The sequence below is a fragment of the Vaginisenegalia massiliensis genome, assembly GCF_900604935.1.
Taxonomy (GTDB): Bacteria; Bacillota; Bacilli; order Lactobacillales; family Aerococcaceae; genus Vaginisenegalia; species Vaginisenegalia massiliensis.
The window spans coordinates 26,993-41,715 of the sequence record NZ_UWPC01000006.1 but is presented as its reverse complement, the minus strand read 5'-3'; the positions used below and the strand labels follow the sequence as shown (position 1 = coordinate 41,715).

Here is a 14,723-nt window from a genome sequence, read left to right as displayed (position 1 = left end):
ACTCCTTTCTAGTCAGCATTAATAAAATTCTCAATAGCGACTTTATTATCAGCAATTCTGGCCAAGTCCTCCAAATCAGTTTCCCATACCGTTTGTGGATCAATACCAATAAAATAAGCGTAGTAACTGAACCAGTCATCTACGCTCATATCTTTAAAGGCCCGTTCTGGAATAGACTTGCCATTTTTTACTTTTTTCTAAGGGCATCTCTGAATGCATTCTTGTTGTTTTCGTTTTTTTGCTTAGATGTAACTAATTGAACATAAATAGCAATATTTAAATCAATCGCATTAGGCATTAACTCTTCAAATTCTTCCTGATTCATTTCGCCACCAGCCAACTGATAGGCGATAAACGGGGCATTATCGACTGATTTATCTTCCATTAATCCTTCTAGATTTCCAGATAATACAGCCTTAATTGCTTTATCAGAAAACAACCCTTGAGCCTTCAAACGTTTCATAGCCCCCAAAGACAAATCTGTCTTAATAGGGACCACTACTCCATTTGTTAACGTAATTTCTTCAATCATCTAACCACTCCTAGACTGTCTTTTTCTTAACTAATTCTGGTGTGAATTTCGTCAACCAGTCAGTCTTAATCGTTTCAGTTGTTACATCAGATTCAATTGCTTCATAGTACGCATTACCTTCTGTATCCATTAACGCACTAAATTCTAACTCTGTTTGGGCTAATTCATCTTGACCATTCTCGATTTTAAACTTCAAACCAGATGCCCAAGAAACATTAGGGAATGCAATTAATTTTTTAATACCATCAAAATCCAAAATGGTAAACGTAAGAATCCCTGTTTTAGGAATTGAAGTAGATCCATATGCCCATACGCCTACCTCTGTATTTTTGTTGGTTAGTCCATAAATTTCGCGCAATGGACCAATATTGATGTGCCCAGAAATTTTGCATGCTACTTGTTCAACTACTGAACGTTCCTTTACAACTTTTCCTCCGCATCGTTTTACTTTCTTTTTCGTTTCTGCTTCAGCTTCCAGGATACCAGTACATCCTAGAGGAACTGCTGTGCCTGGCACACCTGCCGTAACCGGAATCCAGTAACCATCAACGATTTCAAAGTTATCAAACTGTTGATTATTTTCAAACATTTCATTCACTCCTATTTATTATATTTTTGGTGCAGCCGCTTCAATAAGTCGCTGTGTAATTTCTTCAGTTAAAGCACCTGATACACTTTCTAATCCTAACTCAAAGAATAATTGTTCTCTTGGATTTCGCGGTCCAATACCATAGTTTGGATACGCTAAGTAATCAAACGCACGCTTACGCGTCACACTGAAACCCAAATTAAAATAAATTGCCTTTAAAGGTTTTCCGTCATGAGCGTGAGGGCCTTTGCCTTCGCCAACTGGTATTAGTTCAATAATCTCCAACATCGCCTTTTTGCTACCGATATTTTTGAAATAATCATTTGCTACTCTTTCTGTATTTTCAGGAACGAGTTTCATAGCTTTAATTAGCGATTCGAGTTCTTGATTATCTAATTGAAATTTTGGCATTAACCACACACCCTTATAATCGTATGGCAATTAAACGTAACCGTTAAGGCCATTTGCTGTGTTTCTGCCAATTTAAATGTTTCCCGTTCTAAACGATCGAAAAGAATATTGAGTCCTTCAACTTGTTGAATAATTGATATCTCATCAATTTCTTTAGCAGATTTGCTAATAAACATAAACGTAAATTCTTGGTGCCAATTCGTGTTCGCTTCACCTTTTGTAATGTTTCCCTTGTCCATGTATACCCAAAATGAATCGTTATCATTCATCTCATCAACATTGGTATCGTAGGCAAATACTGGGTAACCAGTTCCGTCTAAGATAGCAAGGAAATCATTTAGGCGATTAAACTTTGACGTGATCGATTTCATCTAACGTCCCCACTTTCTGCAAGAATAAAAACATATACTTTCTGTCATATGATGGGTCCATCGTCAGAATTTCATAAACAATATTCTCAATTCTTACCCTATGAGATTTTTGGATGTCTTCCGTGTAATAAACCTTAACTTTTTGTTCCACCTCAGACAGACTACCGACTTTAAATTCATCATAGCGTTGATTAATGCTGACAAAATTAAAAAACAGGAATCCAAGTTTATTGAATTCCTGTCCGATATTTCGCCGTTGAGCGTCACGCAGAGTCTTAAGTTGACCATATTCAAGTAGTCCGTCTTGTAATAATTCATCTACTTTTTTCATTAGGTCAGCCTCGCTTTCTGCGCATTCTTTAATTTTAATTTCCATAAATCAGATAGAAAGTTATCTTCAAACATTTCAGTCGCATTATTCCGCGCATATCGAACATAATTCTTCAATAACTTCCGTTCAATGCCTGGTTTACTAAAATCAGAAGGCCCGCATGCCAAATTTATTACATCTATACCTTCGGCTATATCATCTTTCAATGAATCGTCTAGGTGATTAAATGTAATAGCTAGATGTTCCTTTACAACTTTTAATAATTCAGCCAATAATAATTCATCCAAATTAATGACCCCCTATTTTAGGAGGTCGATTAATTCAGCTTTTGTTGGATTTCCTTCAATTTCAACTTTTCGAGTCTTAGCTAAATCTAATAATTGAGCTTTAGACAACTTCTCTAACTCGCTCACGATATTAGCTTCAACAGTTTCTGAATCAGCAATGTATCCACCATTAATTAGTAATTTGATTCGTTCTTCGCTTGGTTGATACTCATTTGTTCCGTGGGGATAAGCATCTCCATTTGAATAGTTATGCTTATTATCCTCCGCATCATAGAAGCCATTAATAACTTTATAGTTCATAAGTTTTCACTCCTTTACTAAACAGTGGGTTTAGGATTGATTGTATCTTGTTTAACAATATTGGCAGGTTCTGCATCAGCAACAATTGTCGCGCCTTGGACACCAGTAATATCTAATACAACAAAGGCATTAGGATTTTTAGGCATACCGTGAACAAATTCCTTCGCAACAAACAAATCCATATCCTCAATCGCTAATGTTTCTTCATATTTTTTAAGTTCTAATTGACCTGCAACAGCAAGTAAGTAGTTCTTAGGATTCCCTAGAATAGCCTTACCAACAGGCACTGCATAAGATTCAATAACATTAATACCTAGCGGCAAGGCATTTTCGTGCCATGCACCTGTCACTGTGTCTTTGAAGAAACGCGCAGTAAATAGCTTAGTTGCATTATCAACCTTATTAACAATCAACGACATTTGGCCGTTATTTAATTTGTGCTTACTGAATAAAGCTAACGCTCCAGCGAATGCTTGTGGAGTTAATTCAGTAATCTTTTCAGCTGTTTTTTCAGGATAAACACCATCAAGTGCTCCGGATAGCTTACGCATCATACCAATAGGTTTTAAGTTACCATCACCATTGATTACCGCTTCTTCAAGAGTAGCTGTCATTACTTCGCGCAACGTTGAAGTAACAAAGTTAGCTAACCAAGATGGACCTAATTGTAAGTAACCTTTTGGAACTGCAATGTATCCAGATAGTTTGCTTACAGATAAATCTAAGTACTTGATACCAGTTAATAAGATTTGTTTGATATCAGCTGGGATTTCAGACCAGTATGCCTTAGCCGTAATTTCTGGGTCATTGTAGAAATATTTAACAACCGCTTCGGTATAGCGTGTATCGATTGCTGATAATAAAGGATGTTCCTTAACTAAGTCAGAAACGATTTCCTCAATGATAGTTGATGGGAAAGCTTGATCTAATCCATCTAATTTTTGTTTTTGAACGGCTTCATTAAAGAACTTCATTTCTTGAGAAGTCATTGCACGACGCGAACCACGTGAAATCATAATTTCATTGTCTTTAACAGCTGCGTACATTTCAGAAGTTTTAGTTTCTGCTTGTTGAGCAACCATTTCTGCCATTCCATCCATTAAAGCGTTAAACGCTTCTGCTTGTTTTTCTGATTGTTCTTCCGATTGAACTGCTTCAAACGCTAATTTTTTTAACGCTTCAAAATCCACTTTATGTTTTTCTAAATTCTTCATAGTTTAAATTCCTCCTAATAGGTTTTTTAATACATTCTGTTTTGGTTTGGATTCGCTATTTTTAATTACATCAACTAATTCTTTTGAATCAATAGGCACGACTTGTTGAGCTAATTTATCTTCAATGGTTTCAACCTTTTGATTTATAACTTGCAACATTTCAACGATATTCGCTTGTGGTTCAGACTCTTCTGTAGTTTCGTTAGTTTTAACATTCCCAACTTCATCAGCAAATCCAGCTTCTACAGTTTCGTTAGCCGTCATCCATGTTTCATTGGCAATTAACTCACGAATTTCATCGTCTGATTTACCCGTTTTCTCGGCATAGATAGCAACTAAAGAACTATCAATGCTTTGTAAAGCTTTGACTGTTTTCATGATTTCTTCTTCATTTCCCCAAGCGACTGTGCTTGCTTTATGAATCATCATGTTAGAACCAACATCCATTACTAATTTGTCGGCTGACATAGAAATTATGGAGGCTGCCGACGCTGCCAAAGCGGTAACTTCCACCGTGACATGATTTGATAGCGATTTAAGATAGTTATAGATTTCAATGCCTTCAAACACGTCGCCTCCTGGTGAATTTAATTTGATTAATACATCGCCTTCATATCCATCTAGTGCAGATTTAACTAGCTTCGCATTAATCGTTGAATCTTCATCTTCCCAAGGATATGGTTGTCCAACCGGGCCAGATAACGTTAAGACAGTAGCGCCATTAACAACTTCGTTTTTGAACTTAAAAGGGACTTTCTTTAACTTATTCATTTACTTCCTCCTTCCTTAGTTGCTAGAGCAGTTTAGTGTCTTACTCAGGACATAAAAAATAAGACCATCTTATAGACCGTCTTTTTTAATCACTAATTAACGCTTAGTCACGAGATACAGCATCTTTCAGCATTTGGATCACTACTCCTCTGTGCTATTAGTTCCTGCTTTCTGATAATTTTTAGTTTCCTTAAATTCATTCATTAACGGGTCATCAACCGTTTCTAGACCAAGAATTGTGCGTCCTTCGTTTGGCGTGATTGTTGTTGAAGCTATCAATTTATCTACAGCATTAGCAGCACTCACAATGTTATAAGTCTTAATCGTGTTTGTGTTCACTTTTAATTTTGTTCCTTGCTTAATCTCATCATAACCAAACAGTTTTCGGTTAAATTCAGTTTCCAAAGCTTCTGCTAAAGGTCTAACGGCATAATTAATAAAGTTATCCGTCATCGCTTCTACATCAGCAACATCTCCTTTTAACAAGCCTCTAGGAATACCAAACAAATCAGCCGCCTTATTGATGTAGCCGTCAATTAATTCATCATATTCCTTACTTGACGTCTTTAAAGAACTACCGCCATTGAGGGTTTCAAGTGACAACCCTTTTTCTAAAGGGATGACAGCATCGTTTCCAGTCAATAAACCTTTCAAACGATTTGTCATCACATCATCTAGAATACCGTCAGCTTCGGTATCTCCTGTCTCTTCGTTAATTACACGACCAAATACTTCATCAAATACTGTATCAATGGAAAGAATGTATTTCAGTGATCTTTCTTTAACATACAGTTGGGCCGATAAATTAATTAGCTTTCCGTATTCAACGAACAATTGCTCTAGTAGTTTGCGAACATTTTTATTTGGTAACTGAAACTGAAGCACTTCATGTTCTAAAAATGAACGATTATATTCATATTCTCCATAAAGAACTACATTTGTATAGACCGTCTCTAACAAGCTAGCTTCGACTACTTCGTAACTTTTAGCAACAACTAGGTTTCCATCATCTGTTTGAATAACCAAAGCTCCTCTAGGGTCTTTCACCATTTGAGTCACTAATTGATGAATAAAGTCAGATGCGTTTGTGTTCTTGTTTGGCTCATAGTTTAATTTGTACCAATAAATGCCCTTATTCGGTTCTCCTTTTTCGAACGTTTCGAATTCGCACAACAAAATAGCACTCACTAATTTATTGATGCATAACTCAAGCGCATACTTTTGGTAAATAATATTGTTCTCAATCTTGCCGAACAACACTTTGAAATCTTCATACGTCATACTTGAATGAACTTGTTCCATTCCAAAGAATCCACGAAGCCAAGGTATATCTTTTAAACCAAGCATATATTTTTACCTCCTTTCTAGTTAATAACTAACAGTTTTAAGGCCACGTCTAATTTTTGGAATTGGCTTATCTAACTGTTCATCCAAACTTAAAGCATGAATAAATGCCATAAATCCATCTGTTTTTCGTTTTTCAGGATCAATCTTTTTATAAGATTTATTTCCTTTTGGATCAACATCAACATAAACATTATTTGTATACCATCGCATCATACGATCATTGCCAAAAACTAAGTTATGGTTAGCAAACATCATATCTACAAGTGGTGCCAATTTATTATGAGTGACATAACCAGATCCAACTTCTTCTATTGGAAGTCCGTCTTTATCGAATACTTCCTTTACAGCATTCTTTCTAAACCGGTCCATTGCAATTGCTTTAATTTTATACTTCGCACTCATATCAACAAACCAGTTACTTACTAATTGAGGATCCATTATATTTCCTGGAACTATTGTTACTAACCCTTCACTTCTCGGTATCTCAAAATCCATTTTGAATTGCTGCAGCCTTAAAGATTCTGAAACAATGAATGTATGATGAATCCAATACCTTTTGTTATTTTTCTTAAACAATAATCCTACAGCAATGAAGTCACGAACATCTGCGTAGTCAAGTCCTCCTACACAAACTTCACCAGTTAAGTCAGGTATTTCTTGATTCGTTTGAATGATATCATCCCAAGAAGCAACAGAATAAGTCGTATCTTCCAATGGGTGATTCAATCGTTTAGTTAAAAATTCAATCTTCATATCCTTGCTTTTTAACGACGTTTTATAATCCTTTCGATAACGCTTCATTAACTCAGGAAGAAACGGTAACATTGGATTGGCTTTAATCCATCCAACCTCTGTATCCCACTCCTCAAATTTGTCAATTTTGCAATAGATAGGCAAAAATCCGGATCGCCAATCTAGATTCGATAAAACCTCTTTAGCTAATTCTTTGAAATCATCAATGACAGCACCTCGAAGATTCCCGTCTGTTGTAAGATAAAAAATTCGACCATGCTTCACCTTTCCCAAAGCAGACCTAAATACTTTTAATTGCGAGTAATCTTCGTATTCGTGAATTTCATCGAAAATAACAATGCCAGGTCTAAGCCCATCTTTAGTCCTGGCATTTGAAGTATGATATTTAATTTTAGATCGTGTATTAATAAACTCTATTTCTGATAGCGTTCGACGATAGGCTTTTATTAATTGGTTGCTATCACCAATAGTTTCATGACAATCTGTAAACGATGTTTTAGCTTGCGTTTCATTATTTGCAACAATATCAACATTGTAGTTACTAATTCCGTGTCTATTGCTCGTAAGATATAACGCTGCATCTGAAGCTATTGAGTTCTTACCAAATCCACGTGCACATAATAATAATGTCTCATCAAAAACTATATCCCCATTATTATAAAAAATTCCAGAATAACAAGCGTGAATAAAACGTTGAATTGGAGCAAGAGTATATGGCCGATATCGTTCAATAAATTCAATACAATCATTTATTTTTCGAGTATCAACAAATGTATCTTTACTTTCTAAAGCGAGTTTTACCATTTGCACTAGTAATTTCATTTCTTTGTTAGTTGGTTGTTTGCCAGAATCAACAATTTCTATCCAATCATCTAAATGCCGACAATTATAACTATACATCTGCTCCGGCCTCCTCTTTAACTGGAGTAGCTTGAAGTCCTAATTTATCTAAAATCAAAGTCATTTGCTTAACCACATTTACCAGCTGGGCAACAGAATCATTTTTCTTTAAGTTTCCCCTGTTATCTTCAACTTGAACTCCACGTGATTTTATATCTTCATCAAGCATTTGGGAAGCATCCCACAAATTCATGTACTGATTAACCATATCAATGTATGGCTCATAGTAAATTTTTTTAGATTTCATTTGCGCGACTAAAGCGCGCTCAATTTTATTTCGATTACGTGTATATGCAACACTCATCAAATCACCTCCATCGCGCGTGATAAATTTTTCGTGAATCTAGAGAGCAAGTACCCCTCCCCCGTTTCGTGTCCTCCCTTAAATCAACCCATTTGAAATCACCCGGGGGACTACCATCTCTCCTCATTTGTAAACTTAGGTTTCTGCTTTAATAACTTCTCTGGATGCTCTAGGTTGTGGCAGTGATTACACAAGCTAAGTAAGTTACTCATACTTAAAGCAAGCAAAGGATTATCTTTTACATGGACAATGTGATGCACCATCTCTGCTTTGTGATACCGCCCTTCATGCTTACATAGCTGACACTCATTATTATCTATCTTCATTCGTTCTTGCCTAACTTGTCGCCATTGTTTTGATTGATAGAACTTAACTAGCTTATCTTCTTTAATCCACTTCAACAGTTTGTTGTAATACGGCTTATCTATCATGACCACCTCGGTGCAATAATAAAAGGCCTACCGATTAAGGTAGACCTCTTTTAATTGATAAGATATTAAACACTTATCTAGCCCTACAGGCACTATTTGAACCACTTATTGACAATACAAATATATCACGTTAGTAGGTGTCAAAAGTCCAGAAATAGTCCAGACTTTAACACAGTCCTAACTCGATAGCAATGTCTTCGAATAGTTTATTACGTAATTCAAACGCTTTGCTGCGACTAACAAAGATAAGACCATTCTTTATTAGACCGTCGATAGTATATTGTGGATAACGCTTCATGTATAACTCGTGAGCAATAGTCAGTGTATTCTCATCACACGTAGCCAACACTTTGTTAATTGCCTCAAGATTACGCTCAAGTGTTTTGATGCGTTTATCATCATCAATGGTCACAATTAAATTACCTACTACATCAGAAGTTGCATTTGATTTAACATCTGCATTCAAATCCGTTTCTTTCCACGGATTTTGCAGTTCTTGCTTACGTTCAGCAATATACTTCTCTAAGTGAGGATAGTCCCTTAGAACTTTACGAATATAATTAAACGTTGCACGTTCCATCAGTTTACCCCCTTCTTAATAATCCCTTGCAGCTAAATTAAATAGATTACCACGATCCTGCATTGAAGTTTTGGCAAACTCAAAGATAGTGTTGACTAACTTATCTTTATCTTTGGCTGGCGTTTGATTGATACTAAAACACATATCAATCTTCAGATTTACACGAGCAATCAGATACTTTGTTATTTCGCCTGGTTGATAAATGCGCACTTCGTTTTGCGACAAATCAAACTCATAACCTAAATCATTAACTGTTTCTAAGAATTTGACTAATCTCATTTAAACATCACCACCATTATTAACATAGCCAATGCAAAGACTAAATTTACCATTTCAGTGAATAAGCCAATGTAATTACGATTCCCTACATAAACCACTAAGCCAATTTGTTGGATTACCAATCCAAGTAAAGCAATACATAATAAAACCCAAAAGCCAACAGATTGGCCTTCAACATTATGGGTAGTAAAGGTAAGCCATAATTGAGGCAAGTAACAAATTGTGATGGCAATTCCAGCAATCAAAGGTGCAATGGTTAAACTAAACTTTTTCAAGACTACACCCCTAACTTTTTCATCAACTTAGGCATATCCAAACCAATAATTGGTTCCTGGTCGTCAATGATAATCACTGGCATGGATTGTGCCTGAACACGCTCTTTCACAAATTTAAAGGCTTCTTCGTTTTCTTCGATATTAATTTCATCATAAGTAAATCCTGATTGTTTGATGAGATTCTTCATCAGTGTGCAATTGTTGCAATTATGTTTTGAATAAACAGTAATCATTTACTTAGCCTCCTTCACGAACACACCATTAATGACTTTCCCTTTACGGTCTTTTATTTCTTCATAAGCTGCATCTAAGCAATCCATGAAGTTTAGACCACGCTGCATACAGTAACCAATTAACACCACCGTAATATCACCAACTGCGTCAATTTCTTCTGGCTTATCATCACTCAAACGTGCATCAACTAACTCATCAACTTCTTCTTTTAATTTAGTTAGTTGACCCATTCCATCTAAACTATCCAAGTTACGATTAATAAACCACTGTTCAGTCTTTTCAATTAGTTGGTTTAACTTAACCAGCTCTTCAAATCGTTTGCGTATGACTAATAAGCAGGTGGATAAGTCTTGGTGTTCTTTACCGTCTTGCAATGCATAGTCGCTGGCTAATTGATTTAATAATTTAATCATTTGTTTTAATCGTTTATTTTTCATCGGACACCTCTTTCAAATACCGTTCTATAATTTCCAAGCACTCATCAGCGTTTAAATACCCTGTTGGCTCATTTTGCCAATCATAAAATTCGAGTAACCCTCTATCTCCACCATAGCTTCCTTCGCAACAAATAATGGATAAAAATCCTTGCTCGTTAGGGTATTCAACTCTGATTTGATTGTCTAAGAAGTTCCTGTTATTGCGTAACTTATATATGTAGTCGTGAGCGATATTACGTTTCAAAAGTTCGTTAGCGAGTTTTTGGATTTCATAAAAATATATTTCTTTCATCATCTACTCCACCACTTTGTTTATTTTAATTACCTTGTCTTTTTTCATTTTGCACCCCTCGTCACTCTACAAATCTGATTCACAACTTCTTGCATTTCTTCATAGTTATAGCCCGCTCGTCTTAAGCGGTTGTATCGATCAATACCATTACCCCAATATCCACGTATACACTCGATGGCTAGTTTGTGGATGGGGTTGTCTAAATCTAGTATCATTTCCAATCATCCTTTGCCAACCAGAACACTAGAGCAATGGCTGCAATTGAAATAATAATCGCCATGCTACACCTCCACTAATATTTTTCGTTTTGAATTTTTTCTTTTCTGCTCCAAACACTTTGCTGTCGGAGTGGCTAACCAGTGGATAGTCGACAGCTTTAATTTAGTCTGTTCGCTAATCTCCTGCTTAGTTCCAACAGCAAGCAACTCTTCGCCTTTGTACAGCGCATATATTTTCATTATTTATCGCCCGTAATTCGCTTAAGTTTCTCTCTTAGTTCAGCGGCTGTTTTAGGATCTGCATCACATTGTTGAGTATCTTCCTGCTTCTCTAACCACTCTGGGAGAGGCTCTTCTTTTGTCTTGTAGTCTTTAGGTGGTTCTTGATGATTCTCCCAATAGCGATCCTTAAAGAAGTTAACATCTGTTTTGAAATAGCGACTCTCAGTTTTATCCATGGCCAACTGTTTGTTGTAGTTAACAATACCTGTCTGAATTTCTTTATTAGTCGTCCCATTCTCGATAGCAATTTTGTAGAATGCAAACGCCTCATGCTTGTTTGTTTTTTTGGGCAAAAATTTCCATAATTTTTCGAAATCCTCTGCCAGTTGCTGGTCGGATAATTTAGTATGGTTTACTTTAGTTTTATTTACTTTAGTTTCCTTTACTTTACTTTGTGGGTTTTCGTCTGTAGGCTGTACTGGAAACTCTTGTTCAGATGCATTTCTACTAGTAGAAACTATTGTGTAGTGGTGTTTCTGTTCGTAGAAACTACTAACATTAGGTTTTTTAGGTGCTACGGCTTTACGGTTTTTATAAACATCAGCTATGTTATCAACGAAGTTTTGAGACCAAATTAAGCCGTTATTCCATAATTCTTGGTCGATTGACCCCAAATCTGATAGTTTATCTAGTATGCTACGAGCCATAACATCGTCTAGCTTAGTTTTTGCTAGTAGAAACTCCCAATCGCTCGAGTTTCTACAGTTAATAACGTGTCCTTCTGTTGTTGCTAGTAGTTCTAATGTCTTAAACCAGAAGGCGTAACCGTCATTTCCGAACAGCGACTCAATGATAAACATTGTTTTGCCACTAGTTGCTATGTGTGGAAAATAATCTACAGTTTGTTTCTTAGGCCTTGCCATTTCATCACCACCTATTTATCAGGCAGTTTTGATTTAACGCCAGTCGGGAATAATTGCTCTTGTTCGATAATCTCGCCAGTAACTTCATCTACTTTAATGTTCTCCATCGCTTCTGCCATTTCTTCCGGACTCATGATGGTTTCAGTTGGGTCTTCTGTCGCTGGTTCTTCTTCGCCTGATTCCGTTACGTCAATGATTGGAGTGCCGTCATCATCAAAGTCATCGATGATCTGCTCGTCAGCAATGCTTGCTCGTTGCATTTCGATTGATAGGATTCCCCATTTGCTCAATAGACTTCGAAGGACTGTCTTTTGAGCCATAGCATCATAGTCACTAGCCCAAACGCCTGCCAACTTCTGCTTGTCCTTATTCTTGTTATGTTTAATACGATGAGCTTCTACTTGTTCCTTGGTCCAAAGTGTTTGTTTGACGAAGCCATTTAGTAATTCAAATCGGCCAATGTATGCGACTGCTTTATCGCTAATCTTTCCGTCTGGATCATAGTCAACTTCTTCTGTTAATGGGTTCCATCCTTTGAGCTGGCCTTCATAGACTGTAATTACGTTGATGTTTCGATATTGTCCAGATCGCTGGGCGAGTTGAATATAACCACGATACCCCAAAATGAATTGGGCCTTTTTAATCCATGCACCTGTTCGTTTATCTCTTTCCCCGAATGGAACCAGGTAAGCAAATCCAAATTGTTTTTCGAGTGGTAAGTCTAATTGTGCTGCTTGCATAGCCCCTGAAATAACACTCATAGGTGCTGCCTCAGCTAATAATTTGTCGCTGTTAACTAATGTGATGACGCTGGAAGTAAAGCCGGCTGATTTTTCTCGTAGCAATGCCTTAAATTTATTCTGAATGACTGGGCTAGCCATCAAATTTTTAACTGAATTTTGTTCTGCAGGTAATTGTGACTTAGGTTGCTGAGCTAACGCTGCTTTAAGTGAGTCGTTTGTTGCCATTATTCATCATTCTCCTTTTTTAAATTCTTTATTCTGAGTACCTTTGATTCCGACACTTTGATGACTTGCTTATGGATTTCCGGAAAATCTTTTTTAAGCTTATCTATATCAACAATACGCGATGATTGGTTGCGCCATGTAGCCTCAAAATCGGCTGAAATTAGCTTGCTGACATTATCCTTACCCATTTGGCTTTTGAGTCTGTTTTCGAGCTGTTTTCGGTCATTTTCTAGCTGTTTTTGCATGCCTTTAATTCTAACGATCTGCTCGACCATATTAATTTGGTCTGCATCCATTTGCGTCTCGTTTGAGTCGATATCTAAGTACACACTCCCAAGTGCCTGCTTGGTCAATTCAGACCCATCTATTTCTGGTTCTTCACCGCCAACTACACACCGTTCCCAGAAGTCTTTCGCCTTGGCCGTGTATAGCTCGATTAGCTCGTTGTCACGTTCGATTTTCTTGAACTCAAATTGATTGTTGCCGATAATGACCGCTATATAGGCATAGTCGTAATCTAAGACATTGAGGTAGTGTTGAACTTGCAATAAGTAATTTGCCGGAACCTCATCATCTTCCCACTGTTTAGCATTAAATTGACCAGTTGTTTTACATTCAAGAAGTGCTTTTTTTCCGATAATCTTGCGATCAATATTTGCTAAAAGGAACGGATGGTCTTTATGGAAATAAGTCTTATTGTCACGCTGGACTTGCAAGCCAGTTTCCTGGGTGAAGATTCGCGCGACCAGATCCTCTAGCTCATTACCAATCTGAATTTGAAGCCTGTCGCTAATATCCTCAGGCTCAATCATGCCTCGCTTTTCAACCCATACATGGTACGGTGACTTAAAAGGACTCACGCCCATCACAGCTCCGATATCTGAACCGCCAAGTCCCTGCTTTCTTAGTGCATGCCATTCGAAGTCGTCTTTTGCAATCTTGTATGATGGCATTAGGCTTCACCTACTATCATCTTTGATGGTTGCATATAATCATGAATATCCGTTAGCTTTACTAGACCGTCTTCCGTTTGATAGCATTCTTCACCATCAAATAATGGCTCTCCCTGCCAATCCTCTGCGACTGGCATTTCTTCATCTGGTTCAATTGGAACTCCTAACGAATCTCGTTGTCCTCTGAAAATCATGCAGATCCCTCTTTTCTTTCCAAAACATGGCCACTAGGTGAGTAGAAGAAGTCATTTGCTGCATTGATAACCATCTCCTCAGTCGGTGGCATTCCCTGGTCGTACATAGCATCTGTGATAGTGTCTTTAACTGTCTTTTGTATTTCCGGATGGAGCTCTGAGAACTCTACTTTCTGAACTGTTGTCATTGTGGTATACTCCTTTTAGTTAAGTTTTGTTTAGTCCGCATTGCAGTGCGGGCTTTTTTGTTTTTCCCATAAATCCAAATACCGATTGTAGCAAGCAGTAATCTTTTGCTTGCGGTCTTCATCCAACTTTAAGTAAGTTTTCTTCGATAGACCATCGTAGTTCTTTATTAGGTATTCTTCGAAGATCATTGGTCTTTTAGTCATCAAAACACCTCCCTAATTCCTTAACATCAACATTCAATGCGTCTGCTAATCTGATTCCGGCATCTAAGTATATTTTTTTACGTTTTCCGCTTAGTAACCGATATAGTGTTCCTGAGCTAATTCCAGCTTCAATTTGAATTTGATGAACCGTTTTACCAGATCGATTAACAAGTTCAAATAATTGATTATTCTCCATGCCAACCCCCTATATATTG

Annotated in this window: 29 protein-coding genes; all 29 read right to left on the bottom strand. The window is 37.0% G+C overall.

Features of this window, described 5'->3' with window-relative positions:
• Positions 1 to 8: 8 nt before the first annotated feature.
• Positions 9 to 149 (bottom strand): hypothetical protein, encoded by a 141-nt coding sequence (locus EIH20_RS08550; protein ID WP_164470872.1) that lies wholly within the window; start codon positions 147 to 149, stop codon positions 9 to 11.
• 38 nt (positions 150 to 187) lie between these two features.
• Positions 188 to 532, bottom strand: coding sequence for a hypothetical protein (locus EIH20_RS05295; protein WP_124058474.1), 345 nt, complete (start codon positions 530 to 532; stop codon positions 188 to 190).
• Between the two features lie 10 nt (positions 533 to 542).
• Complete coding sequence (locus EIH20_RS05290) at positions 543 to 1,121, bottom strand: phage tail protein (protein ID WP_124058472.1); 579 nt, start codon at positions 1,119 to 1,121, stop codon at positions 543 to 545.
• A gap of 18 nt (positions 1,122 to 1,139) precedes the next feature.
• Positions 1,140 to 1,532, bottom strand: coding sequence for a hypothetical protein (locus EIH20_RS05285; RefSeq protein ID WP_124058470.1), 393 nt, complete (start codon positions 1,530 to 1,532; stop codon positions 1,140 to 1,142).
• Positions 1,532 to 1,903 carry a hypothetical protein gene (locus EIH20_RS05280; RefSeq protein ID WP_124058468.1) on the bottom strand — a complete coding sequence of 124 codons (372 nt, stop codon included), beginning with the start codon at positions 1,901 to 1,903 and terminating at the stop codon, positions 1,532 to 1,534. Before EIH20_RS05280 ends, EIH20_RS05285 begins: the two co-directional genes overlap by 1 nt.
• The gene (locus EIH20_RS05275; protein ID WP_164470871.1) at positions 1,878 to 2,234 is read right to left on the bottom strand and encodes a phage head closure protein; all 357 of its coding nucleotides are present in this window, start codon (positions 2,232 to 2,234) and stop codon (positions 1,878 to 1,880) included. The genes EIH20_RS05280 and EIH20_RS05275 overlap by 26 nt, the downstream gene beginning before the upstream one ends.
• The gene (locus EIH20_RS05270; RefSeq protein ID WP_124058464.1) at positions 2,234 to 2,521 is read right to left on the bottom strand and encodes a phage gp6-like head-tail connector protein; all 288 of its coding nucleotides are present in this window, start codon (positions 2,519 to 2,521) and stop codon (positions 2,234 to 2,236) included. Before EIH20_RS05270 ends, EIH20_RS05275 begins: the two co-directional genes overlap by 1 nt.
• 12 nt (positions 2,522 to 2,533) lie before the next feature.
• Positions 2,534 to 2,821 (bottom strand): hypothetical protein, encoded by a 288-nt coding sequence (locus EIH20_RS05265; protein ID WP_124058462.1) that lies wholly within the window; start codon positions 2,819 to 2,821, stop codon positions 2,534 to 2,536.
• 17 nt (positions 2,822 to 2,838) lie between these two features.
• Positions 2,839 to 4,035 (bottom strand): phage major capsid protein, encoded by a 1,197-nt coding sequence (locus tag EIH20_RS05260; RefSeq protein WP_124058460.1) that lies wholly within the window; start codon positions 4,033 to 4,035, stop codon positions 2,839 to 2,841.
• 3 nt (positions 4,036 to 4,038) lie between these two features.
• On the bottom strand, positions 4,039 to 4,806 hold the full coding sequence (locus tag EIH20_RS05255) for a head maturation protease, ClpP-related (protein ID WP_124058458.1): 768 nt from the start codon (positions 4,804 to 4,806) through the stop codon (positions 4,039 to 4,041).
• 141 nt (positions 4,807 to 4,947) lie between these two features.
• Entirely contained in the window at positions 4,948 to 6,153 is a 1,206-nt protein-coding gene (locus EIH20_RS05250; protein WP_124058455.1) for a phage portal protein, read from the bottom strand.
• Positions 6,154 to 6,174: 21 nt separating this feature from the next.
• On the bottom strand, positions 6,175 to 7,806 hold the full coding sequence (locus EIH20_RS05245; protein WP_124058453.1) for a terminase TerL endonuclease subunit: 1,632 nt from the start codon (positions 7,804 to 7,806) through the stop codon (positions 6,175 to 6,177).
• Positions 7,799 to 8,110 carry a P27 family phage terminase small subunit gene (locus tag EIH20_RS05240; RefSeq protein ID WP_124058451.1) on the bottom strand — a complete coding sequence of 104 codons (312 nt, stop codon included), beginning with the start codon at positions 8,108 to 8,110 and terminating at the stop codon, positions 7,799 to 7,801. The genes EIH20_RS05245 and EIH20_RS05240 overlap by 8 nt, the downstream gene beginning before the upstream one ends.
• Positions 8,111 to 8,220: 110 nt before the next feature.
• Positions 8,221 to 8,541 (bottom strand): HNH endonuclease, encoded by a 321-nt coding sequence (locus tag EIH20_RS05235; protein WP_124058449.1) that lies wholly within the window; start codon positions 8,539 to 8,541, stop codon positions 8,221 to 8,223.
• Positions 8,542 to 8,707: 166 nt separating this feature from the next.
• The gene (locus EIH20_RS05230; protein WP_124058447.1) at positions 8,708 to 9,121 is read right to left on the bottom strand and encodes a transcriptional regulator; all 414 of its coding nucleotides are present in this window, start codon (positions 9,119 to 9,121) and stop codon (positions 8,708 to 8,710) included.
• Between the two features lie 15 nt (positions 9,122 to 9,136).
• Positions 9,137 to 9,400 carry a hypothetical protein gene (locus tag EIH20_RS05225; RefSeq protein ID WP_124058445.1) on the bottom strand — a complete coding sequence of 88 codons (264 nt, stop codon included), beginning with the start codon at positions 9,398 to 9,400 and terminating at the stop codon, positions 9,137 to 9,139.
• Positions 9,397 to 9,675: a PQ-loop domain-containing transporter gene (locus tag EIH20_RS05220; RefSeq protein ID WP_124058443.1), complete on the bottom strand. Its 279-nt coding sequence runs from the start codon at positions 9,673 to 9,675 to the stop codon at positions 9,397 to 9,399. Before EIH20_RS05220 ends, EIH20_RS05225 begins: the two co-directional genes overlap by 4 nt.
• Before the next feature lie 2 nt (positions 9,676 to 9,677).
• Positions 9,678 to 9,908, bottom strand: coding sequence for a glutaredoxin family protein (locus EIH20_RS05215; protein ID WP_124058441.1), 231 nt, complete (start codon positions 9,906 to 9,908; stop codon positions 9,678 to 9,680).
• Entirely contained in the window at positions 9,909 to 10,346 is a 438-nt protein-coding gene (locus tag EIH20_RS05210; protein ID WP_241152390.1) for a MazG-like family protein, read from the bottom strand. It lies immediately after the preceding gene.
• Positions 10,336 to 10,641: a hypothetical protein gene (locus EIH20_RS05205; protein ID WP_124058439.1), complete on the bottom strand. Its 306-nt coding sequence runs from the start codon at positions 10,639 to 10,641 to the stop codon at positions 10,336 to 10,338. The genes EIH20_RS05210 and EIH20_RS05205 overlap by 11 nt, the downstream gene beginning before the upstream one ends.
• A gap of 41 nt (positions 10,642 to 10,682) precedes the next feature.
• Positions 10,683 to 10,853 (bottom strand): hypothetical protein, encoded by a 171-nt coding sequence (locus tag EIH20_RS05200; RefSeq protein ID WP_124058437.1) that lies wholly within the window; start codon positions 10,851 to 10,853, stop codon positions 10,683 to 10,685.
• A 66-nt stretch (positions 10,854 to 10,919) separates the two neighbouring features.
• Positions 10,920 to 11,096 carry a hypothetical protein gene (locus tag EIH20_RS08545; protein ID WP_164470870.1) on the bottom strand — a complete coding sequence of 59 codons (177 nt, stop codon included), beginning with the start codon at positions 11,094 to 11,096 and terminating at the stop codon, positions 10,920 to 10,922.
• Positions 11,096 to 12,001: a hypothetical protein gene (locus EIH20_RS05195; protein ID WP_124058435.1), complete on the bottom strand. Its 906-nt coding sequence runs from the start codon at positions 11,999 to 12,001 to the stop codon at positions 11,096 to 11,098. The genes EIH20_RS08545 and EIH20_RS05195 overlap by 1 nt, the downstream gene beginning before the upstream one ends.
• Positions 12,002 to 12,012: 11 nt before the next feature.
• Positions 12,013 to 12,969 carry a recombinase RecT gene (locus EIH20_RS05190; RefSeq protein WP_124058433.1) on the bottom strand — a complete coding sequence of 319 codons (957 nt, stop codon included), beginning with the start codon at positions 12,967 to 12,969 and terminating at the stop codon, positions 12,013 to 12,015.
• Positions 12,969 to 13,922, bottom strand: coding sequence for a YqaJ viral recombinase family nuclease (locus EIH20_RS05185; protein ID WP_124058431.1), 954 nt, complete (start codon positions 13,920 to 13,922; stop codon positions 12,969 to 12,971). Before EIH20_RS05185 ends, EIH20_RS05190 begins: the two co-directional genes overlap by 1 nt.
• Positions 13,922 to 14,116, bottom strand: a complete 195-nt coding sequence (locus tag EIH20_RS05180; RefSeq protein WP_124058429.1) for a hypothetical protein — start codon at positions 14,114 to 14,116, stop codon at positions 13,922 to 13,924. The genes EIH20_RS05185 and EIH20_RS05180 overlap by 1 nt, the downstream gene beginning before the upstream one ends.
• On the bottom strand, positions 14,113 to 14,304 hold the full coding sequence (locus tag EIH20_RS05175; protein WP_124058427.1) for a hypothetical protein: 192 nt from the start codon (positions 14,302 to 14,304) through the stop codon (positions 14,113 to 14,115). Before EIH20_RS05175 ends, EIH20_RS05180 begins: the two co-directional genes overlap by 4 nt.
• Before the next feature lie 30 nt (positions 14,305 to 14,334).
• Positions 14,335 to 14,508 (bottom strand): hypothetical protein, encoded by a 174-nt coding sequence (locus tag EIH20_RS08540; RefSeq protein ID WP_164470869.1) that lies wholly within the window; start codon positions 14,506 to 14,508, stop codon positions 14,335 to 14,337.
• Positions 14,501 to 14,704, bottom strand: coding sequence for a helix-turn-helix domain-containing protein (locus EIH20_RS05170; RefSeq protein WP_124058425.1), 204 nt, complete (start codon positions 14,702 to 14,704; stop codon positions 14,501 to 14,503). Before EIH20_RS05170 ends, EIH20_RS08540 begins: the two co-directional genes overlap by 8 nt.
• Positions 14,705 to 14,723: the final 19 nt, after the last annotated feature.